Here is a 21465-nt window from a genome sequence, read left to right on the forward strand (position 1 = left end):
GGCTAGGTGTGGACCGTTTCGGAGGCCGGGATCGCTCGGGGGGCGGCCAGCCACCGTCCCAGGCCCTCCGGGGACGGGACGTAGGCCGGCACGAGCCGGCGGAACCAGAGGATGATCCGCCGCTGGCGCTCCCCGTCCGGCAGCGCCGAGGCCTCCTCCAGGGCCTGCAGGCCCCGCTCCAGCAGGTCCGGATCCTGCCGGTCCTGTCCGGCCTCGAACACCTTGGGGTGGATGTCGGCCTTGCGCGACTCCCGATCGGAGAAGAGCTCCTCGAAGAGCTTCTCCCCGGGACGGGTCCCGGTGATCTTGATGTCGATGTCCACCCCGGCGCTGAACCCCGAGAGCCGCGCCATGTCCTCGGCCAGGTCCATGATCCGCACCGGGGCCCCCATGTCCAGGGCGAAGACCTTGGCAGTCTCCCCCAGGATCCCCGCCTGGAGGACCAGCTGCACCGCCTCGGGGATCGTCATGAAATAGCGCACCATGTCCGGGTGGGTGACGGTGATGGGCCCGCCCCGGGCGATCTGCTCGCGGAAGAGGGGGATGACGCTTCCGCGGCTCCCCAGGACATTGCCGAAGCGCACGCTCACGTACCGCGCCCCGGCCGGAGCGTGGCCGGCGGCGAGGGTCACGAGGTGCTCCCCGATGTGCTTGCTCACCCCCAGGGCGTTCACGGGGTTGACGGCCTTGTCCGTGGACACGTTCACGAACACCTCCGTGCCCGCGGCCAGCGCCGCGTCCAGCACGTTGCGGGTTCCGAGGATGTTGTTCACGACCGCCTCCTCCGGATGCTTCTCCAGGTAGGGGACATGCTTGTGGGCCGCGGCGTGGAAGACGGCCCTGGGCCGCCAGGCCTCGAACACCTGCCGGAGCCGGGCCGGATCCCGAACGTCGCAGAGGGCCACCTCCGTGGCCAGGCCGGGGAACCTGCGGGCCAGATCCCCCTCGATCTCCCAGAGGCTGTTCTCGCCGCGGCCCAGCAGGACGATGCGGCTGGGCCCGAAGGCGGCCACCCTGCGGGCCAGCTCGCTCCCGATGGAGCCCCCCGCCCCGGTGATGAGGGCCACGGAGCCCTCCAGGGCCTTCCGGATCGCCGTGGTGTCGAGGACCACGGGCTCCCGCCGCAGGAGGTCCTCGATGGCCACGTCCCGCCACTGCGGCTTCCAGGGCAGGTCCCCGACCAGGTCCAGGATCCCCGGCACGATCTTCACCTTCACGCCCAGGGCCTGCACCTCCCGGCACATCTCCCGCACCCGCGCGCCCGGGGCGCTGGCCAGGCCCAGGATCACGAGGGAGATCTCCCGGTCGCGCACGAGCTCCCTGAGCTGGCACGTCGCGCCCAGGACGGGCACGCCCTCGATGCGGACGCCCAGCTTTTCCGGCGCGTCGTCCACGAATCCCACCACCTGGAACCGGACCTTCGGGTGCTCGAGCACCTCCTGGCAGAGGCGGAGACCCGCTCGTCCCGCGCCCACGATGAGGGCGCGCTCCGAGAACCCGTTTCCGCCCGGCCGGTTCCCGAGGAGCGCGCCCATGAGGATCCGGGCCATGAACCACAGGACCCCGCACAGGAGGCTGGCCTCCATGAATACGTCCTTCCCGGCCACCGGACCGTCGCCGCGCAGTGCGCAGAAGGCCATGGACGCCGCGATCAGCGCCAGATCGGCGTACAGGATGGCCTTGGCCTCCCGCAGGTCCAACAGCCGGTAGTGCTGGGCCGTCAGCTGCATGGCCAGGTTGACGGCCAGCGCCAGGCTGACGAAGAAAAGCCGGCTCCCCGGAAAGGGTTCCGCCTTCCCGCCCCCGCCCTCGGCCAGCTCCCAAGCCAGGCAGGCCAGCCCCGCGTCCAGCAGCACTTTTCCGCACCGCCGGGCCCAGGGCGCCTTGTGGAGCCGCCCCCAGCCCAGCCCGAAGACCTGTTTGGGTTTCTGGATGCACGCGAGACCCGACATGGCGTTTTCCGTCCTTTCAAGGAAGGGGCAGCCTCCCGCCGCTACCCGGAACGGAAGCGCGGCGGCAGTTGGGGAATTAAGCCCGCCCGCAGAAGAGCCAGGGCCTGGCCTTTGGGCAGGACGAATCAGAATTTTTGTTAGGGTGGATACCCTTGGATTTCTTGGATAAAATTGATTGTTATGACTTGCAACTTATTAAGGTATCGGCGGATGGTTCACGACGGATACGAATGCAATTAAACTCCAAAAGAAAGGAATGTCAATCAAATCCTGGATTATAAAATTATTGATTCTGCATAATAAAACAAGTAGGACACCTGATGAATATGGCGTAAGGTCACAGGTTATGCTGGCACATGCACCATCGTGAAGAGTATAAATAGTATTAGAATTTTCAGAGATTAATAATTATTACAAAAGTAATATACTTGATATTTTATGAAATAGTTGATGGAATTATTTCATTTGTGGTCATATATGACGTATCTACACTTCAGAATTTGGTACTTTCCCAGTGGTATATCTTCGGCTTACCCGATGGCGCTGATAAGCCATGGAAGGGGTCAAGCCCAGAGGCTACGAGGGCTTAAAGAATGTCATATATGGCTTAATTCAATTGAGTTATCGAATAAAATGGACCGTCACAAAGGTCAGAATTAATGCAGCGGAATCATGATAATTATCAATATGAAATTTACAGTAAATTTCACAACTTTTATTTGTTGTTTATTTTTACACTACAATACTACCGCTTCAATTTTTTTTAACCAAGTCTAAACCTTAATATCAGTTCCATTTCAGAACACAGCACATCCTATTTTTACTCAATTCCCCACCCGAGCCGTTGACAGAGCGCCGACCGGGGCGATACCTTTAATCATGATTTTTGTATCGACTCAAAAATCTTGAATCATCCTGGAGGCCACCTTGACCGGCCCATCGGTTCCGATCCCCACCCTGAGAAGGCTGCCGCGGTACTACCAGTACCTGGCGCGCCTCAAGGGTTCCGGCCAGGAACAGGTCTCGGCGGCCCACATGGCGGAGGTGCTCGGCGTGCACCACACGCAGGTCCGCAAGGACCTGGCCATCACGGGGTGCCAGGGGCGGCCCAAGACGGGGCACAAGGTGTCCGAGCTCATGTCCGCCATCGAGGGGTTCCTGCACTGGGACAGCCACTCCGACGCGTTCCTCGTGGGCGTCGGGAGCCTGGGCACGGCACTCATCAAATATCCCGGTTTCGACAGGGCCGGCGCGCGCATCGTCGCGGCCTTCGACGCGGACCCCGCCAAGGCGGGCCAGCGCGTGGGTGAAACCCCCGTGCTGCCCATGGAGAAGTTCTCCAGCCTGGCCGAACGCATGCACATCTCCGTGGGCATCCTCACCGTGCCGCCCGAAGCCGCCCAGGCCACGGCCGACCTCATGGTGGGCAGCGGCATCCGGGCCATCTGGAACTTCGCGCCCGTGAACCTGGACCTCCCGGATGACGTCATCGTCGAGAACCTCGAGCTCTTCACCAGCCTCGCCTACCTTCTCCGCAGGCTCTCGGACAGCCGCTCCCCGGCGCCCCTGAGCTAGCGTTCCGGCCCACGGGGCCGGGCAAAGAACATGACCCGCGTCCGGCGAACCGCCGGCAGGGGAGCTCTGTCCCGAACGAAAGGAGTCCCAGCATGGAAGCAACGGCACCCATGGCCCAGGAAGCAGGCCGCAGATTCGAGAAGGTGATCCAGATCCTGGACGGCCACCACCGCGACCGCACGCGGCTGGTGCCCATCCTCCAGGCGGTGCAGGAGGAGTACCGGTTCCTCCCCGAGGAGGTCATGACCCTGGTGGCCACCTCCCTGGGCATCTCCCCCGCCAAGGTCTACGGCGTGGCGACCTTCTACAGCCACTTCGCCCTGCAGCCCAAGGGCAAGTACGTCATCCGGGTGTGCGACGGCACCGCCTGCCACGTGAAGGGCAGCCAGGACCTGGTGGATGCGCTCCAGGCGAAGCTGGGCCTGGGCGGCGCGCGCAAGACGACGCCGGACATGATGTTCACGCTCGAGACCGTCTCGTGCCTGGGGGCCTGCGGGCTGGCCCCGGCGATGGTGGTCAACGAGGACGTGCACGGGCAGGTCGGGCCTGACCAGGCCTGCGAAATCCTCGAGGGCATCCGGCAGCAGGAGGGCATGTGAGCACAGCGGTGATGGAACTCCAGGCCATGGGCGAGGCCTACAGCGAAGCGTCCAAGCACTTCAAGCGCCGGGTCGTCATCTGCGCCGGCACGGGCTGCATGGCCAACGGGGCGATGAAGGTCCTCGAGGCCCTCCGCAACGAGGCCGGTGACCACGGCCTCTCCCTGGACATCGAGCTGGACTTCGAGGAGACGCGGAACCGGGACGGCCTGCTCACCAAGAGCGGCTGCCAGGGCTTCTGCCAGATGGGGCCCCTCCTCAGCATCGAGCCCGACGGCATCCTCTACTGCAAGGTGCGCCCCTCCGACGTGGCCGAGATCGTGGGCCAGACGCTCCTGGACGGCAAGCCCGTGGAGCGCCTCCTCTATCCGCACCCGGTCACGGGCAAGCCCTGCCGCGGCCGCAACGAGATCCCCTTCTACGCCCTCCAGCAGCGCACCGTGCTCAAGAGCTGCGGCAGCCTGGACCCCGAGGACATCCGCGAATACCTCTCCCAGGGCGGCTACGAATCGGCCGCCAAGGCCTACCTCCGGATGCAGCCCGAAGGCGTGTGCGGCGAGATCCTGGCTTCGGGCCTCCGCGGCCGGGGCGGCGGGGGCTTCCCCACGGGACGGAAGTGGGAGATGGCCCGGGTGCAGCCCGGCCCCAAGAAGTACATCGTGTGCAACGGCGACGAAGGCGATCCGGGAGCCTTCATGGACCGCTCGGTCATGGAGGGCAATCCCCACGCCGTCCTCGAGGGGATGATGATCGCGGCCCGCGCCATCGGCGCCGACGAAGGCTACGTCTACGTGCGGGCCGAGTACCCCCTGGCCGTGGCCCGGGTGCGCCGGGCCGTGGCCGACGCCGAAAGGCTGGGGCTCCTGGGCGACGACCTGTTCGGCACGGGCCTGGGCTTCCGGGTCCACGTCATGGAAGGCGCCGGCGCGTTCGTGTGCGGCGAGGAGACCGCGCTGCTGGCCTCCATCGAGGGCCAGCGGGGCATGCCCATGCCCAAGCCGCCCTTCCCCGCCCAGTGCGGCCTCTTCGGCAAGCCAACCATCATCAACAACGTCGAGACCCTCGCCTCGGTGCCGCTCATCCTGGCCCAGGGCGCGGCGGCCTTCAAGGCCACCGGCACCCCGGCCAGCCCGGGCACCAAGACCTTCGCCCTCACCGGCCACGTGGCCAACACCGGCCTGATCGAGGTGCCCTTCGGCACCAGCCTGCGCCACATCGTCTACGCGGTGGGCGGGGGCGTCACGGGCAAGGACGGCCGGGTCTCCGAGGAGGGCTTCAAGGCGGTGCAGATCGGCGGGCCTTCCGGGGGCTGCCTCACCCGGGACCACCTGGACCTCCCCATGGACTTCGACAACCTCACGGGCATCGGCGCCATGGTGGGCTCGGGCGGCCTGGTGGTGATGAACCAGGACACCTGCATGGTGCAGGTGGCGAAGTTCTTCATGCAGTTCACGCAGAACGAGAGCTGCGGCAAGTGCGTCCCCTGCCGGGAGGGCACGCGCCAGATGCTGGCCCTGCTCGACGACATCACCGAGGGCCGGGCCACCGAGGAGACCCTCCCGCTCCTGGAGATGCTGGCCCGCAACGTCAAGGTCGGGGCCCTCTGCGGTCTGGGCAAGACCGCGCCCAACCCGGTGCTGAGCACCCTGAAGCACTTCCGCCACGAGTACGAGGCCCACGTGCACCGCAAGGTCTGCCCCAGCCGGGTGTGCAAGGCCCTCATGACCCCGGCCATCGAGGCCGCGCTCTGCAAGGGCTGCACGCTGTGCGCCCGCAAGTGCCCGGTGGGCGCCATCATCGGCGAGCGCAAGACGGCCCACACCATCGACACCGGCAAGTGCATCCGCTGCGGAGCCTGCGTGGACGCCTGCAAATTCAACGCGATCACTGGAGCCTGACATGAGCGCTTCCGAAACCCTCACCATCGACGGCTTCAAGGTCCCCATCCAGGGCGAGCGCAACCTGCTGGAGGTGATCCGCAAGGCCCACATCGAGCTGCCCACCTTCTGCTACCACAGCGAGCTGAGCATCTACGGCGCCTGCCGCCTGTGCGTGGTGGAGGTGGAGGGCCGCGGGATGATCGCGGCCTGCTCCACCCTGCCCGAGCCCGGCATGCGGGTGCGCACCCAGACCGGCCCCGTCCGGGAACTGCGCAAGGTCAACCTCGAGCTCCTCCTGGCCAGCGGCGACCACGACTGCCCCACCTGCGGCAAGAGCGGCTCCTGCAAGCTCCAGTCCCTGGCCCAGCGCCTGGGCGTGGACAAGGTGCGCTTCAACGCCCCCCGGGAGACGAAGCCCCTGGACACCTCCAGCCACGGCCTGGTGCGCGACCCCAACAAGTGCGTCCTCTGCGGCGACTGCGTGCGGGTGTGCCAGGAGATCCAGGGCCTGGGGGTGCTCGACTTCACCCGCCGCGGCTCCCAGGTGACCGTGGCTCCGGCCTTCGACAAGGCCATGGCCGACGTGGAATGCGTGCAGTGCGGCCAGTGCGCCGCCGTCTGCCCCACGGGCGCCATCACCGTCAAGCAGGACGTGGACGCGGTCCACGCGGCCCTCAACGACGCCTCGAAGACCGTGGTGGTGCAGGTGGCCCCGGCGGTGCGGGTGGCCCTGGGCGAGCTCTTCGGCCTGGGCGACGACAGCCACGTCATGGGCCGCACCGTCGCCGCCCTGCGGCGCCTGGGCTTCCACAAGGTCTTCGACACCGCCTTCGCCGCCGACCTCACCATCATGGAGGAGGGCGCGGAGTTCCTCGCCCGGCGTGCCAAGGGGGAGAAGCTGCCCCTGTTCACCTCCTGCTGCCCGGCCTGGGTGCAGTTCATGGAGCAGGAGTACGCGGGCGAGCTGCCCCACCTCTCCAGCTGCCGCAGCCCCCAGCAGATGTTCGGTTCCCTGGCCAAGGACACCCTGCCCGGGGAGCTGGGCATCGGCCGCAAGGACCTCGTGGTGGTGGCCATCATGCCCTGCACCGCCAAGAAGTCCGAAGCCAGGCGCCCCGAGTTCGGCGTGGAGGGCAACCCCGACGTGGACTTCGTCCTCACCACCCAGGAACTGGGCCGCATGATCCAGGACGCCGGGCTGGCCCTGGGCGAGCTGGAGCCCGAGGGCATGGACATGCCCTTCGGCTTCAAGACCGGCGGCGGCATCATTTTCGGCAACTCGGGCGGCGTGACCGAAGCGGTCCTCCGCAACGTGGTGGGCGTCCTGGGCGAAGGCCCCATCCTCGAGCAGGTGCGCTCCACCAAGGGCCGGCGCACGGCCGTCCTGGACCTCCCCGGAGGTGAGGTGCGCATCGCGGTGGTCCACGGCCTGGCCAACGCCCGGGAGCTCATGGAGGACGTGCGTGCCGGACGCGAGCACTACGACTTCGTGGAAGTCATGGCCTGCCCCGGAGGGTGCTCGGGGGGCGCGGGCCAGCCCGTGGCCACGGATTCCCGCATCCGGGCGCGCCGGGCGGATTCCCTGCGCCGCCTGGACGCGTCCATGGACCTGCGCGTCTCCAGGGACAACTCCCTGGTCACCCAGGCCTACAAGGACCACCTGGGCGAGCCCAACTCGCCCGAGGCCCACCGCCTCCTGCACACCCACTACCGGATCCGCCGCCGCATCCAGGGCGAGGGCATCGCCCTCACCGAGGAGGGCGGGGCCCGGATCCCCGTGAGCGTCTGCGTGGGCACCTCCTGCCACATCCGGGGCTCCCAGAAGCTGCTGCAGGCCCTGCTCCACCACGTGGAGGACCAGGACCTGGGCGAGGCGGTGGAGATCCGCGCCACCTTCTGCATGGAGGCCTGCGACCGGGGCCCCTCGGTGCGCGTGGCCGGGCACGTCCTGCACCGGGCCGGCCTGGAGGACGTCAAGGCGCTGATCGGCAAGGCCCTCAAGGGCGAACTGGAACCCGTCGAGGCGGGCCATGGCTGCCATTGAGCTGGTAGTCTGCATGGGCAGCGCCTGCTTCTCCCGGGGCAACATCAAGGCCCTGGATCTCATCCAGGGCTACCTGAGGGAGCACGGCCTGGAGCAGGACGTCCAGGTCACCGGCACCCTTTGCCAGGACCGCTGCCGCCAGGGACCCAACGTCACGGTCCAGGGCGAGTGCTTCTGCGGGATGGAGCCCAAGGCCATCCTCCAGGTCCTGGAAGAACGCCTGGGGCAGGCCGCCGGAGGCAGCAGGTGAACACCGAGATGCCCATCTTCACGGAAAAGACGCAGTGCCAGGACTGCTACAAGTGCGTCCGGCAGTGCCCGGTCAAGGCCATCAAGGTCCAGAACGGCAGCGCCCAGGTCATTCCCGAGAGATGCGTCTACTGCGGCACCTGCGTCAACGTCTGCCCCGTGGGCGCCAAGAAGGTGCGGGACGACCTGTACCGGGCCCGGCTCCTGCTCAAGCGCAGGCCGAAGGTGGTGGCCTCCCTGGCGCCGTCCTTCGTCTCCGAGTTCCCCGGCGTCGCCCCGGGCTCCATGGTCGCGGCCCTCAAGGCCCTGGGCTTCTGGGGCGTCTCCGAGACGGCCCTGGGGGCCCAGCAGGTCTCGGGCGCCTGCGCCGCGGCCCTGGCGAGGGATCCCTCCGGGCTCTCCATCTCCTCGGCCTGCCCCACGGCCGTCGAGCTCATCCGGAAGTACCACCCGGAACACCTGGGCGCCGTCACCCGCTACCTCTCCCCGCTCCTGGCCCACTGCAGGCTGCTCAAGCACGAATACGGGGAGGAGGTGGGCATCGTCTTCCTGGGCCCCTGCATCTCCAAGAAGCTGGAGGCCGACGCCAACCCCCTGCTCCTGGACGTGGCGCTGACCTTCGCCGACCTGCGGCGCTGGTTCGAGGACCGGGGCATCGACCCGGCCGCCCAGGCCCCCGGGGAGGAATTCATCCCGGGTCCGGCCCGGGAGGGCGCCCTCTACCCCATGGACGGCGGCATGATCCGGGGCATCCGGGGCGCCGGCGGCTCCGGCGCGAACTTCATGGCCTTCTCAGGCATCCCCAGCCTCCAGGAGGCCCTCAAGGGTCTGGACGCGGACGCGCGGGGCCTCTTCCTGGAGCTCCTGGCCTGCGAGGGGGGCTGCGTCAACGGGCCCCAGGCCTCGCGCGCCTGCGGCACCGCCCTCAAGTGGCTGCGCGTCATGGACCACTTCCCCGGGGAGGTGGGGCCGCCCCCGGCCCCCACCGTGGACCTGGCGGCCCCCGTGCACGAGGCCCCCATCCTCCCCCCCGCCCACAGTTCCGCCGACATCAAGCGGGCCCTGCGCCTGGTGGGCAAGACCCTGCCCGAGGACCAGCTCAACTGCGGCGGCTGCGGCTACGACGACTGCAGATCCCTCGCCCTGGCCCTCCTGGAGGGCCGGGCCGAGCCCGGCATGTGCGTCTCGCACATGCGCAAGCTGGCCATGAACAAGGCCAACGCGCTCATCCGCGCCATGCCCAGCGGCGTGGTCATCGCCGACGAGAACCTGACCATCGTGGAGTGCAACCGCCTCTTCGCGGAGATGATGGGCCCCGACTGCCTCATGATCTACGAGGCCCGCCCGGGCATGGAGGGCGCGTCCCTGGCCAAGGTGGCCCCCTTCAGCCGCCTCTTCCTCGAGGCCCTGGACTCCCACGGGGAGCCCATCCGCAAGGACCTGCGCGTGGGCGACCGGGTCATCCGGCTCATGGTCTTCCCCATCGAGTCCGGGCACATGGTGGGCGGCATCCTCCAGGACATCACCGAACCCGCGGTGGTCCGGGAGCAGATCATCCAGAAGACCCAGGACGTCATCCGCAAGAACGTCACCACCGTGCAGCAGATCGCCTTCCTGCTGGGCGAGAACGCGGCCGAGACCGAGCTGATCCTGGGCTCGATCATCGAGTCCTTCCAGCTGCCCCCCGTGAAGAGGCCGGAAAAATGACCCGCCACTTCATGGAGGTGGACCACTACCAGGAGCGCAAGCAGGGCCAGGCCGCCTGCGGGGACGTGTTCCTCTCCGAGAAGATCGCCGAGGACCACCGGGTGATCTCGGTCCTCGCCGACGGCCTGGGCTCGGGCATCAAGGCCAACGTGCTGGCCAACCTCACCTCCACCATGGCCATCCGGTACATGGAGTCGGACATGGACGTGCGCAAGGCCGCGCGCACCATCATGGCCACCCTCCCGGTGTGCCGGGAGCGCCAGATCGCCTACTCCACCTTCACCATCGTGGAGATGGACCCCTGGGGCGCCACCCGCGTGCTGGAGTACGACAACCCCCCGAGCATCCTCATGCGCGGCGCGGACCCCGTGGCCATCACCCCCGAGATCCTGCCCCTGCCCGACACCGAGGGGCGCCAGGCCGAACTGCGCCACGCCCGGTTCGAGGTGCGCCCCGGGGACCGCATCATCTTCTTCTCCGACGGCGTCACCCAGGCCGGGGTGGGAAGCGAAGGCACCCCCCTGGGCTGGGGCCAGACGGCGGTGACGGCCTACCTCGGCAAGGTGATCCGGGAACGCCCCCGCATTTCCGCTCGTCAGCTTGCACGCACCCTCGTCCTCCGGGCCAAGGCCATCGACGGCGGCAAAGCCAAGGACGACATCAGTTGCGCCGTCATGTACTACCGCGAGCCCCGGGAGGTCCTCATCCTCACCGGCGCCCCGGTCTCCCGGGACCGGGATCCGGAGATGGCCGAGATCGCCCAGGCCTTCACCGGCCGCAAGGTCATCTGCGGCGGCACCACCTCGGCCATCCTGGGCCGGGAGCTGGGCCGGACCCTCAGCATGGACCTGCGCAACCTCGACCCCGACGTGCCGCCCATCTCGCGCATGGACGGCTTCGACCTGGTCACCGAGGGCGCCATCACCCTGGCCCGCATGGTGCGCCTCCTGGAGGACGAGGAGTCCCCCGACCTCCTCAAACCCAACGCCGCGACCCAGTTGGCCGGCATCCTCCTGGACAGCGACATCATCCACATCGTCGCCGGCACCAAGATCAACGAGGCCCTCCAGGATCCCAGCCTTCCCGAGGACCTGGACATCCGCAGGAACATCCTCCGGGGGCTAAAGAAGGTGCTGACCGAGAAGTTCCTCAAGGAAGTGCGGATCCGGTTCATCTGAATTTATCCTTGTCAGAAGGAGAATCTTGGCCTAAATTCCCCTTCTGAAAAGGAGAATTTCGGTCATGGTTGATGCCCGCCTCAAGGACGTCCTGCTCGAGAAGCTGGCCGATTCCCTGGCTTCCCCGATCCCGGAGGGAACGCCCCGCGAGGTCCACGGCCTGAAGGCGTTTGCCGGAAAAGCTACGGTGGTGGTGGGCATGCGCCGGTCCGGCAAGACCACCCTCATCCACCAGATGAGGCTGGAACGACTGGCGAGGGGGGTTGGACGCGACCGCCTTCCCTACGTGAACTTCGAGGATGAGCGCCTGGCTGGGCTGGAGGGTGCCCAGCTGGGCTTCCTCGTGGAGGAATATGGCCGCCGGGTTCCCGGGGCCCGGCCCGGGGAACCGGTCACCTGGAGCTTCGACGAGATCCAGGTGGTCCCCGGCTGGGAACGGTTCGTGCGCCGCCTCCTGGATGGCGGGGAGGCAGAGGTCCTCCTCACGGGGTCCTCGGCGGCCCTGCTGTCGCACGAGATCGCTACGGCCCTCAGGGGGCGGGCCTGGGAGGTCCCGCTCTACCCGTTCAGCTTCCCGGAGGCGCTCCGTCACCAGGGCCGGGCCGTTCCGGAAAGGCCAGGCTTCGCCACCGCCGCTGGGCGCGTGGAAATGGAGAAGGCCTTCCTTGCCTGGCTCACGGTGGGCGGCTTCCCTGAAGTCCAGGGGCTGGACCCCGCCGCACGGGGCCAGCTGCTGAAGGACTACGTGGACGTGGCCATGCTGAGGGATGTCATGGAGCGCCACGGGGTCACCAACCTGACCGGCCTGAGGTGGCTGGTGCGCCATCTCCTGGGAAATGCGGGAGGCCTTTTCAGCGTCGAGAAGTTCCATGGAGCCCTGAAGAGCCAGGGCGTGGCCATCGCGCGTGACACCGTCCACGACCTGCTGGCCCACCTCGAGGACTGTTTCCTGGTGCGCACGGTCTGGATGGAATCGAACTCGGAGCGCCAGCGCATGGTGAATCCGCGCAAGGCCTACCCGGCGGACCCCGGCCTGATCCCGATCTACGACCGCAGCGGCCGGAGCAACCTTGGACATGCCCTGGAAGCGGCTGTGCTCATCGAACTGCAGCGGCGGCGGGCCGAGGTGACCTACGTGCGCACGCCGGAGGACCACGAGGTCGACTTCCTTGCCCGCACCCCGGAGGGCGGGATGGAACTGGTCCAGGTCTGCGCCGACGCATCCGACCCGGCCGTGGCGGACCGGGAACTCAGGGCCCTGGCCGAAGCGGCAATACGCTTCCCCGGCGCAGGGCAGCGCCTTCTGACACTGACCCGGGACGGCGCCCCCTCCGCGGTGCCCCCGGGAATCGCCGTTCAGCCGGCCTATGAGTGGATGCTCTCCCGAAATGCCCCTTGACCCAGGAGCCGGATCCTTAGGATTCTGGATCCGGCCGGCCTCCCGCCGGCAGCCTGTGCCCATAGCTCAGCCGGATAGAGCAACGGCCTTCTAAGCCGTAGGTCGCGCGTTCGAGTCGCGCTGGGCGCACCAGATACGAACCCCCGTCACCGCCCGGTTTCGGGGGTTTCCTCGATCCGCCCGGAGCGCCGCCGATCCCGCTACGCGTGCGAGAAGACCATCTCCTTCACCTCGATGCCCGGGATCGCCCCGAGCCTGGCGACCATGCCCGTGCGGACTTCGTCGCCGCCCAGGACCTCCAGCAGGACCACGCCCTCCGAGGCGCAGAGGCTGTCGGCGACCTCGTGCAGGCCCAGGCGGGTCTTGATGTTGCCGCCGTAGTCCGTGAAGACCTTCTGGACCTCGCCTGCGTTGCGCAGGCGATCGGTGATATGGATGCCGAGAATGACGTGATCCGTCTTCATGGGCGCCTCCGGGGTGGGTTGGACCATTGTAGATCCAATGCCCTGGATGGGGTCAGGTGCGCCTTGGCGAGAACGGGATGATGTTGTCCTCCGCCTCCGGCCGTTCCCCGTCCGCCTCCAGATCCTCCACCCGGTAGCTGTTCTCCACGCCGTTGTCCCACCGGACATAGTAGGGCCGGGGCGCGGCGCCCGGCTTGTGGGGGCGGTCCCCGGCGAAGAGGATCGTGCCGGGCCGGCCTCCGCCCTGGCCCTGGGGGCAGAAGTTCGGCCACGCGCCGCCGTACAGGGCGTAGGCGGCCCTGGCGAGGCGGACGCGGTCACCGGCTTTGAAGAGAAGGTCCATGCGGGCTCCGGGGGACGGGCCCATTATGACCCAGGGCGCGGGTCCGGCCGCTATGCTGGAGGTCCATGAGCGATCAAGGCGCAGCACCCTTCCCGCCCCTGGCGTACCAGGGCCCCAGCTCGATCCCCGAGGTGGCCCTCGTCCTGGAGCTGGGACGGACCCTGCAGGAGTGCGGCGTCAGCGCCCCCACCCTGGAGAACGCCCTGGGCCGCCTCGCCCAGCATCTGGACCTGGAGGGGGCCATCTACGCCACGCCCACGGGCTTCCTGGCCTCCCTGCGCAAGGAGGGGCACCACGGGAAGACCTACCTCATCCGGGTGGACGCGGGGCAGTCCTCCCTGGAGAAGCTCGCGGACGCCGAGGGGCTGGTGGACCAGGTGCTCCAGGACCGCCTGGACGTGGCCACGGCCCGCGACCACCTGGCGAGGCTGGCGGCGCGGCCCATGCGCTTCCCCCCCTGGCTGCAGGTGCTGGCCTACGGCATGGCCTCCATGGGCATGGCGGTCATCTTCGGAGGGGGCTGGCGCGAAGTCCTGCTGGGCACCCTCATCGGGCTCCTGGTGGGCGCCGCGGCGCAGCTCGCCGGAAGGCGGGCGGGGCTGGCCCGCCTCACGCCGCTGCTGGGCGGCGTCATCAGCTCCCTGGGCGGCGCGCTCCTGGGGCGCTTCCTGCCCTCGGCCTCCCACCCCATCCTCGTCCTCAGCGGCATCATCGTGCTGGTGCCTGGGCTGGGGCTCCTGGTGTCCATGCAGGAGCTGGGCACCGGCAACCTGGTGGCCGGCACCGCGCGGCTGGCGGGGACCTTCCTGGTGTTCCTGCTCCTGGCCTTCGGGGTGGGCCTGGGCCAGCACCTGGGCGGCGCGTGGCTGGTGGGCGTGCCCTCCACCGCGGTCCCGCTGCCCTTCTGGACCGTGGCCCCGGCCCTGGCCCTGGTGGCCCTGGGCTTCCTGGTGGTCTTCCAGGGGCGCCTGGAGGACTTCGCCTGGACCCTGGGCGCCTGCGTGCTGGCGTGGGGCGCCGCGCGCCTGGGCACGGAGTTCCTGGGCTCCGAGGCGGGCGCGGGCATCGCGGCCCTGGCCCTGGGCGCCGCGTGCAACCAGTACGCGAGGCGCACCCGGCGCCCCGGCGCGGTTCTCCTGCTGCCCTCGATCATGCTGATTCTCCCCGGCAGCGTCGGGGTGCGCGGCATCACCATGATGATGCACGGCCAGACCCTGGAGGGGCTGGAGGCGGGCATCCACGCCCTGTCGGTCACCGTGGCGCTGATGCTCGGGCTGTTCCTCGCAAACGCCCTGGTGTCGAGAAGGACGTTCTAGCCCTATCATGATGCCGTAACCCCCTCCTGGACCCAGCCGATGCCCCCCTTCCTCCGGCTCGCCGCAGCGTTCCTCCTGGCCACGGCCCTCTGGCCGCAGGGACCGGGCCGTCCGCCCACGCGGCACTACGGCAAGGAGGACGGCCTGCTCAGCGAGGTCGTCACGGCCATGGCGATCACGGCCGACGGCCAGATCTGGGCGGGCACGGAGGCCGGGCTCACGTCCTTCGAGGGGCGCCAGTTCGCGCCCTACGTCGGCCAGCTGCCCTCGCCCGTGCTCACGGACCTCTTCGCCGACCCGGACGGGTCCCTGTGGGTGGCCACGGACGGCGGCGTGGCCCGCATCCGGAACCGGCGCTCCGTGCTCCTGGGGGACGCCGAGGGCCTGCCCCGCGGGTTCTACCGCAAGCTGGGCCGGGACGCGCTGGGGCACCTGTGGGTGCTCTCCACCGACGCGCTATACGTGGAGAACGGCGCCATGCGGTTCGTGCGGGCCCCGGCCCTGCCCGTCCCGGAACGGCCTGTGCACCTGTTCACGGACCCCGCCGACCCGGGGCCCCTGGTCATCACCGCCCGGCACATCCTGGAGTGGCGGGGCGGCGCCTGGGTCCTCGTCCCCGGCCCTCCCATCGGCCCCAAGGAGGAGTTCCTCAACCACTCCCGGGACGGCCTGGGCTGCATCTGGGTGCGGTCCAGCCGGGCCATGTGGCAGCGGCGGGAGGACGGCGCCTGGCACAAGGTCCGGGCCAACATGACCGGGGGCTTCAGCTTCAGCTCGCGCCCCGACCGGGACTCCCGGGGCTGGGTGTGGTTCGACGACGCCGACGGCCTCTGGCGCATGAAGGGCGATGCCCGGGAGCGGTACGGCCGCGCCGGGGACGACGCCAAGGGCGGCCTGGTGGACCGCGAGAGCGGCATCTGGATCCGCACGGACCACGGCGTGCAGCGCAACCTGGGCCGCAGCCGCTGGGCGGGCTACGACACCCACGAGGGCCTGGCCGCCAACCTCGCCTGGCAGCCCCTGCGGGACCGGTCGGGCCGGCTGTGGGTGGGGACGGACAAGGGTCTCTGCGTGGCCACGGACACGGGGTTCCGGACGGTCCTCCCCGGGCGCTTCCTGTCCCTGGCCGCGGCGCCCGACGGCCACCTCTGGGCCACCGGCAGCCCCGGAGGGACGGTGCACGAGCTGGATCCGGCCACCCTCGCGTCGCGGACCCACACCGTGGACGTGCTGCCCCGGGGGCGGATCACCGCGGGCCTGGCCATCGACGAGGACGGCACGCCCTGGGTGGCGGACCGGTTCAAGGGCCTGGCCAGGGGGAACCGGAGCGGGGCGGGCTGGACCTGGACCAAGGTGCCCATCGGGGGCCGCGACCCCAGCGAGGTGCTGGGCCTGGCCGCGGTGCCCGGCGGGGGGATCGTTGTCCTCCACGACGGCGCCGCGTCCATGCTGCGCGGCGGCGTCTGGCGCCCGGTGCCCGGGCTCCTGCCGGACACGCCCGGCGCCGTGGCCTTCGGGCCCGGCGGCGCGTTCGTGGTGTCCTACCGCAACCCCTACCAGAACCGCTCCGTGGTCACCCTCCACCGCCTCCAGGGCGGCACGTCGGAGCGAAGGCGCATCGTGCCCGTCCAGGGCATGGCCAGCGACCCCCTCATGTCCATCTTCTCGGTGGGCATGGATCCCGAGGGACGCGTGTGGGTGGGCACCAACAAGGGCCTGGGCGAGCTCGCCTCCGAGGACGCCCCCGCCTTCCGGATGATCGGCATGGAGGACCGGCTGGTGAGCCCGGAGTGCAACGAATGGGCGATGCTGGCCGAACGGGGGAGGGTCTGGGCGGGGACCACCTCGGGCCTGGCATCGTACGACTCCAGCCAGCTGGAGGTGCGCCCGGTGCTCAAGGAGCCCATGGTGCTCCAGGCCTGGTCCGGCGCCACGGAGCTGGACCTGCCCTGGTCGGCCCCGAGGCTGGCCCGGGACTCCAACCTGCTGGAGCTCAAGTTCATGGTCCCCACCTACCAGGCCCCCGGAAAGATCTGGCACGAGGCCCGGCTCCTGGGCGTGGACCCTGGCTGGATCCGCCAGGAGGAGGGCCACCTCCGCTACGCGGGCCTCGCCGCGGGAAGGCACACCCTGGAACTGCGGGGCGTCCTCCCCGACAACGGCATCGAAGGGCCCGTCCTCGCGCTCCATTTCACCGTCGTCCCGGCCTGGTGGGAGACCCCCTGGGCCCGGATCCTCGGGGCGCTCCTCGCGGCCGGGGGCATCTGGCTCCTCTTCTGGCTGCGCAGCGTTTCGCTGCGGGCCCGGAACCGCCAGCTCCAGGAGGAGGTAGCCCGCCAGACCCGGGCCCTGCAGGAGGCCTCCAAGGCCAAGAGCGCCTTCCTGGCCAACATGAGCCATGAGCTGCGCACGCCGCTGAACGCCATCCTCCTCTACTCGGAACTGCTCCAGGAGGAGGCCAAGGAACGCGGGCTGGACTCCACCATCCGGGACGCCGGGCGCATCAGCCAGGCCGGGAGCTCCCTGCTCAACCTCATCGACGACATCCTGGACATCTCCAAGATCGAGGCCGGGCACATGCAGATCGACATCCGGGACCTGGCGGTCGCGCCCTTCCTGGCGGCCCTGGATTCCGCCCTGCGGCCCGTGGTGGAGCGCAACGGGAACATGTTCCACGTGGCCGACGAGGGCGCCCCGGCCGTCCTGGCCACCGACTCCACGAGGCTCCAGCAGATACTCGCCAACCTCCTCGGCAACGCGGCCAAGTTCACCGAGAACGGCCAGGTGGTGCTGCGGGCCTCCTCCGAGCCGGGCTGGGCGCTGTTTGCGGTGGAGGACACGGGCATCGGCATGACCCCCGACGAGCAGAAGCGGGTGTTCTCGGAGTTCGTCCAGGCCGACTCCAGCACCACCCGCAAGTACGGCGGCACCGGGCTGGGCCTCACCCTGGTGCAGCGCCTGACGGAGATGCTGGGGGGACGCGTGGACCTGGACTCCGCCCCCGGGGCGGGGACCCGGGTCAGGGTCCGCATCCCGATCCCGCCCCCTGTGCGATAATGGGGTTTTAAGGCGAGATTCATGATTCTTCGCAAGGAATACGGCTTCGAGGCCGCCCACTTCATCCACAACCACCCCGGCAAGTGCCGCAACCTCCACGGGCACAGCTACAAGCTCTTCGTGTCCCTGGAAGGCTCCGTGAATCCGGAGACGGGCATGATCATCGACTTCGACGACCTGTCCAAGGTGGTGGTCGACAAGGTCATCCAGCGCCTGGACCACCGCTTCCTCAACGACCTCATCCCCCTGTCCACCGCCGAGAACATCTCGGTGTGGATCTGGGAGGAGCTCAAGCCGTCCCTGCCCCTGCTCTGCCAGATCGAGGTCTTCGAGACGCTGGACAACAGCGTGATCTACCGGGGGGCCTGATGCGCCCGGCCCGGCTGGCGCTCCCCATCCTGGTCCTGGCCACAGCCTGCGCGCCCGTGAGGGACTACCGGGAGGCCGCCCGCGGCCTCCGCTTCCGCCTGGACCGGGTGGAGCCCAGCGTCCACCTGGCCCTGCCCCTGGAGCGGTCCCGCATGGCCTTCCGGGTCGTGGTGGGCGTGGACAACCCCTCCGGCGTCCCCTTCCACGTGACGGCCTTCACCGGTGACCTCAAGCTGGAGACCCGCGGCGCCGTCCACGCCATCGGCCGCATGGAGCTGGCCAGGCCCATCGACCTGCCGCCCCAGGGCGCCGGCAGCATGGAGGTGGAGGTGTCCTTCTCCTACGGGGACCTCCGGGACAACTGGGTGGCCATCCAGGCCGCGGCCCAGGGCGGTTCCGGCGTCTGGCTCCTGGAAGGCGCCCTGAGGGCCGAGACCCACGGCTTTCCCATCCAGCTTCCCGTGAGGTCCAGGCGCGCCTTCGGGGGAGCCCCATGATCCGGGCCGTCGTCTTCGATCTCTGGAACACCCTGGTGCACAGTCAGCACGGCGACCCCTTCCGCCACCTCCAGCGGCTCCTGGACGACGACCAGAGGGCCCTGTACCCCGAGCTCCGGCGCGAGGCCATGGACCGTCCCCACCCCGACGCCCGCACCTTCATCGCGGGATGGATGGACCGGCTCTCCCTTTCCGGCACCCAGATCCTCGCCATGGCCGAGGTCTTCCAGACCGCCGCCGACGACGCCGCGTGCTTCCCCGAGGCCCTCGAGGCCGTGGAAGGCACCCGCAAGCTGGCCCGGGTCGGCCTCCTCTCCAACACCCAGAGCTTCGACATGGAGTTCCTGGACCGCCTGGGCCTGGAGCGGATCCTGCCCACCCGCTGCCTCAGCGCCCTCACCGGGCACCTCAAGCCCGAGCCCGACGCCTTCCGCACCATGGAGAGGCGCCTGGGTCTCTTCCCCGGCGAGATCGCCATGGTGGGCGACAGCTGGCGGGACGACGTGACCGGTGCCCTGGAGGCAGGGTGGACCGCCATCTGGGTGAACCGCCCCGGCAATCCCAGGCCGGCCTGCGACCCCGGGGCGGACCTGGTCGAGATCCCCGACCTGTCCCACGTCCCCCGGATCATCGGCAATCTCCAGAAAGGTGCCCGCTGCAGCACCTGTCTGGGCTGATCCGCTGGCAATTCCCCGGGATTCCCGCTAGAAAATGAAGTGCGCCTTTGATGGAGTATCCGATGACCGCGACCGTTGACACGATTCTGGCCGAAACCAGGAAGCGCATGAAGTCCTCCCTGGAGACCCTCAAGAAGGAGATGGCCACCGTCCGCACGGGCCGCGCCAACGCGGGCATCCTGGACACCCTGCACGTGGAGTACTACGGCGCCTCCATGCCGCTGAACCAGATCGCGGGCGTGAGCGTCCCCGAGGCCTCCATGCTCGTCATCACCCCCTTCGACAAGACCGCCATCAAGGCCATCGAGCACGCCATCCTCAAGTCCGAGCTGGGGCTCAACCCCGCCAACGACGGCGTCGTGATCCGCCTGCCCATCCCGCCCCTGAACGAGGAGCGGCGCCGGGACCTGGTCAAGGTCGTCAGCCGCATGGGCGAGGAGATCAAGACCGCCATCCGCAACGTCCGCCGCGACGCCAACGAGGACGTCAAGAAGCTGGAGAAGGACAAGACCGCGCCCCTGGGCGAGGACGCCGCCAAGAAGGCCCTGGCCGACATCCAGAAGATCACCGACGAGTCGATCAAGGACGTCGAGGACATCGTCAAGCACAAGGACGCCGAGATCATGCACATCTGATGGTGCATCCGGCAACCCTGGCGCTGCTGGTGCTGGCGGCGCTCCTGGCAGGCTTCGTCGACGCCATCGTGGGCGGCGGCGGGCTCATCACCATACCCGCGCTGATGCTGGGGCTTCCCGCCGGCACGCCCATCACCACCGTCCTGGGCACCAACAAGGTGGTGGCCTCCGCCGGCGCCACCTTCGCCACCGCCCAGTTCCTGCGGGCGAAGATCCTCACGTTCCGCGAAATGCTCGGGCCGGTGGCCTGCGCCATGACCGGGGCGGCCCTGGGGGTGCGCATGGCCTACGTCCTCCAGGGCAGGGGCGACGCCTGGTTCCGGCCCGTGATGGTCGGGCTGATGGTGGTGATGCTGGCCTTCACGGTGTTCCGGCCGGACCTGGGCAAGGTCCACGCGCCGAAGTACGGCGTGAACCACCAGCGCGGCCTGGCCGCGCTCATCTCCTTCGCCCTGGGCGCCTACGACGGGTTCTTCGGCCCGGGCACGGGCTCCATCCTCATCTTCCTGTTCGTGGCGGTGCTGGGCTTCGACTTCCTGCGGTCCTCGGGACTGGCCAAGAGCGTGAACTGGGCCTCCAACATCGCCAGCCTCGCGCTGTTCGTGAGCCAGGGCAGCTGGATGCCGGTGGTGGGCCTGACCATGGCGGTGGGCAACGGCGTTGGCGGGTACCTGGGAGCCCGCACCGCGCTCACCCGGGGTAGCGGCCTGGTGCGCGCCGTCTTCATCGCGGTCGTGTCCGTCCTGATCCTGCGCCTGGGCTGGCAGATGATAGGAAAATAGACTTCCCTGACCGGACGGGTCGGATATAGTGGTGCCTGCTCCAAGGAGGCACCATGGAACGAAGAGAACTGCTGGGCACCCTCGCCGCCGGGACCCTGGCCCTGGGTCTGGCCCCCCGTCTCGACGCGGCCCAGGCCGCTCCCACCGACCCCCGGGCCGACTACAAGCCCCGCCCCTTCGCCCTGGAGACGGGCCTGCCCGGCCTCTCCAAGGACATGCTGGGCGAGCACCTGGCCCTCTACAAGGGCTACGTGAACCGCACCAACGCCCTGCTCAAGGACCTTCACGCCGCCGAGGCCGAGGGCCGCGCCACCACCGCCGTGCAGGAATCCCGCCGCCGCCTGGGCTTCGAGTTCAGCGGCATGCGCCTCCACGAACTCTATTTCGAGGCCCTGCGCGACAAGGCCGCCGCCCCCGGCCCCGGCCACCCCCTGCAGAAGGCCATCCAGGCCGGCTGGGGCAGCTTCGACGCGTGGTGGGGGGCCTTCAAGGCCACGTGCACCATGACCGGCATCGGCTGGGGCGCACTGGTGAAGGATCCGCTCACGGGCCGGCTCATGAACGCGTGGTTCCAGGACCACGAGAACGCCATCCCCGTGGGGACGGTGCCGATCCTCGTCGTGGACGTGTGGGAGCACGCCTACGTGAAGGACTACGGCGCCACGGCCAGGGCCAAGTACGTGGACGCCATCAAGCCCCTCATCGACTGGGGCGTGGTGGAAAAGCGCTACTGAGCCGCGCC

Annotated in this window: 19 protein-coding genes and 1 tRNA gene; 17 read left to right on the forward strand and 3 right to left on the reverse strand. The window is 69.0% G+C overall.

All coding sequences use genetic code 11. The annotated features are described in order from the left end of the window. Positions 1 to 2 precede the first annotated feature (2 nt). Positions 3 to 1952, reverse strand: coding sequence for a nucleoside-diphosphate sugar epimerase/dehydratase (locus RAH40_RS12460; protein WP_306597867.1), 1950 nt, complete (start codon positions 1950 to 1952; stop codon positions 3 to 5). A gap of 927 nt (positions 1953 to 2879) precedes the next feature. Here RAH40_RS12460 and RAH40_RS12465 point away from each other — a divergent pair. The 9 genes from RAH40_RS12465 to RAH40_RS12505 all read left to right on the forward strand — a co-directional run bounded on the left by RAH40_RS12465 (position 2880) and on the right by RAH40_RS12505 (position 12715). Continuing rightward, positions 2880 to 3527 carry a redox-sensing transcriptional repressor Rex gene (locus RAH40_RS12465; RefSeq protein ID WP_306597868.1) on the forward strand — a complete coding sequence of 216 codons (648 nt, stop codon included), beginning with the start codon at positions 2880 to 2882 and terminating at the stop codon, positions 3525 to 3527. 92 nt (positions 3528 to 3619) lie between these two features. Continuing rightward, positions 3620 to 4126 (forward strand): NADH-quinone oxidoreductase subunit NuoE, encoded by a 507-nt coding sequence (gene nuoE / locus RAH40_RS12470; protein WP_306597869.1) that lies wholly within the window; start codon positions 3620 to 3622, stop codon positions 4124 to 4126. Between the two features lie 11 nt (positions 4127 to 4137). Beyond that, positions 4138 to 6024, forward strand: coding sequence for an NADH-ubiquinone oxidoreductase-F iron-sulfur binding region domain-containing protein (locus RAH40_RS12475; protein ID WP_373432576.1), 1887 nt, complete (start codon positions 4138 to 4140; stop codon positions 6022 to 6024). A 1-nt stretch (position 6025) separates the two neighbouring features. Beyond that, positions 6026 to 8050 (forward strand): [FeFe] hydrogenase, group A, encoded by a 2025-nt coding sequence (locus RAH40_RS12480; protein WP_306597871.1) that lies wholly within the window; start codon positions 6026 to 6028, stop codon positions 8048 to 8050. Continuing rightward, on the forward strand, positions 8037 to 8300 hold the full coding sequence (locus RAH40_RS12485; RefSeq protein WP_306597872.1) for a (2Fe-2S) ferredoxin domain-containing protein: 264 nt from the start codon (positions 8037 to 8039) through the stop codon (positions 8298 to 8300). Before RAH40_RS12480 ends, RAH40_RS12485 begins: the two co-directional genes overlap by 14 nt. Then, positions 8297 to 10006, forward strand: a complete 1710-nt coding sequence (locus RAH40_RS12490) for a [Fe-Fe] hydrogenase large subunit C-terminal domain-containing protein (RefSeq protein WP_306597873.1) — start codon at positions 8297 to 8299, stop codon at positions 10004 to 10006. Before RAH40_RS12485 ends, RAH40_RS12490 begins: the two co-directional genes overlap by 4 nt. Then, a complete protein-coding gene (locus RAH40_RS12495; RefSeq protein WP_306597874.1) occupies positions 10003 to 11184 on the forward strand; it encodes a SpoIIE family protein phosphatase in 1182 nt (393 codons plus the stop codon). The genes RAH40_RS12490 and RAH40_RS12495 overlap by 4 nt, the downstream gene beginning before the upstream one ends. 64 nt (positions 11185 to 11248) lie before the next feature. Then, positions 11249 to 12583: an ATP-binding protein gene (locus RAH40_RS12500; RefSeq protein ID WP_306597875.1), complete on the forward strand. Its 1335-nt coding sequence runs from the start codon at positions 11249 to 11251 to the stop codon at positions 12581 to 12583. Positions 12584 to 12638: 55 nt separating this feature from the next. Then, positions 12639 to 12715, forward strand: a tRNA-Arg gene (locus RAH40_RS12505). 68 nt (positions 12716 to 12783) lie between these two features. Here RAH40_RS12505 and RAH40_RS12510 read toward each other — a convergent pair. Both RAH40_RS12510 and RAH40_RS12515 read right to left on the reverse strand, forming a co-directional pair. After that, positions 12784 to 13047, reverse strand: a complete 264-nt coding sequence (locus tag RAH40_RS12510) for a hypothetical protein (RefSeq protein WP_306597876.1) — start codon at positions 13045 to 13047, stop codon at positions 12784 to 12786. Positions 13048 to 13099: 52 nt separating this feature from the next. Continuing rightward, a complete protein-coding gene (locus RAH40_RS12515; protein WP_306597877.1) occupies positions 13100 to 13390 on the reverse strand; it encodes a hypothetical protein in 291 nt (96 codons plus the stop codon). A 65-nt stretch (positions 13391 to 13455) separates the two neighbouring features. On the opposite strand from RAH40_RS12515, the gene RAH40_RS12520 reads away from it, so the two are divergent. The 8 genes from RAH40_RS12520 (at position 13456) to RAH40_RS12555 (ending at position 21457) form a co-directional block, all read left to right on the forward strand. Further along, on the forward strand, positions 13456 to 14706 hold the full coding sequence (locus tag RAH40_RS12520; protein ID WP_306597879.1) for a threonine/serine exporter ThrE family protein: 1251 nt from the start codon (positions 13456 to 13458) through the stop codon (positions 14704 to 14706). A gap of 39 nt (positions 14707 to 14745) precedes the next feature. Continuing rightward, positions 14746 to 17763 (forward strand): ATP-binding protein, encoded by a 3018-nt coding sequence (locus RAH40_RS12525; RefSeq protein ID WP_306597880.1) that lies wholly within the window; start codon positions 14746 to 14748, stop codon positions 17761 to 17763. A 21-nt stretch (positions 17764 to 17784) separates the two neighbouring features. Continuing rightward, on the forward strand, positions 17785 to 18132 hold the full coding sequence (queD, locus tag RAH40_RS12530) for a 6-carboxytetrahydropterin synthase QueD (RefSeq protein ID WP_306597881.1): 348 nt from the start codon (positions 17785 to 17787) through the stop codon (positions 18130 to 18132). Further along, the gene (locus tag RAH40_RS12535; protein ID WP_306597882.1) at positions 18132 to 18629 is read left to right on the forward strand and encodes an LEA type 2 family protein; all 498 of its coding nucleotides are present in this window, start codon (positions 18132 to 18134) and stop codon (positions 18627 to 18629) included. The genes queD and RAH40_RS12535 overlap by 1 nt, the downstream gene beginning before the upstream one ends. Next, the gene (locus RAH40_RS12540) at positions 18626 to 19306 is read left to right on the forward strand and encodes an HAD family hydrolase (RefSeq protein ID WP_306597883.1); all 681 of its coding nucleotides are present in this window, start codon (positions 18626 to 18628) and stop codon (positions 19304 to 19306) included. The genes RAH40_RS12535 and RAH40_RS12540 overlap by 4 nt, the downstream gene beginning before the upstream one ends. A gap of 62 nt (positions 19307 to 19368) precedes the next feature. Further along, the gene (frr, locus tag RAH40_RS12545; RefSeq protein WP_306597885.1) at positions 19369 to 19941 is read left to right on the forward strand and encodes a ribosome recycling factor; all 573 of its coding nucleotides are present in this window, start codon (positions 19369 to 19371) and stop codon (positions 19939 to 19941) included. Beyond that, on the forward strand, positions 19941 to 20723 hold the full coding sequence (locus RAH40_RS12550) for a TSUP family transporter (RefSeq protein WP_306597886.1): 783 nt from the start codon (positions 19941 to 19943) through the stop codon (positions 20721 to 20723). The genes frr and RAH40_RS12550 overlap by 1 nt, the downstream gene beginning before the upstream one ends. A 53-nt stretch (positions 20724 to 20776) precedes the next feature. Then, positions 20777 to 21457, forward strand: coding sequence for a superoxide dismutase (locus RAH40_RS12555; protein WP_306597887.1), 681 nt, complete (start codon positions 20777 to 20779; stop codon positions 21455 to 21457). Positions 21458 to 21465: the final 8 nt, after the last annotated feature.

The sequence above is a fragment of the Geothrix sp. 21YS21S-2 genome (assembly GCF_030846775.1).
In the GTDB taxonomy this organism is placed as follows: Bacteria; Acidobacteriota; Holophagae; order Holophagales; family Holophagaceae; genus Mesoterricola.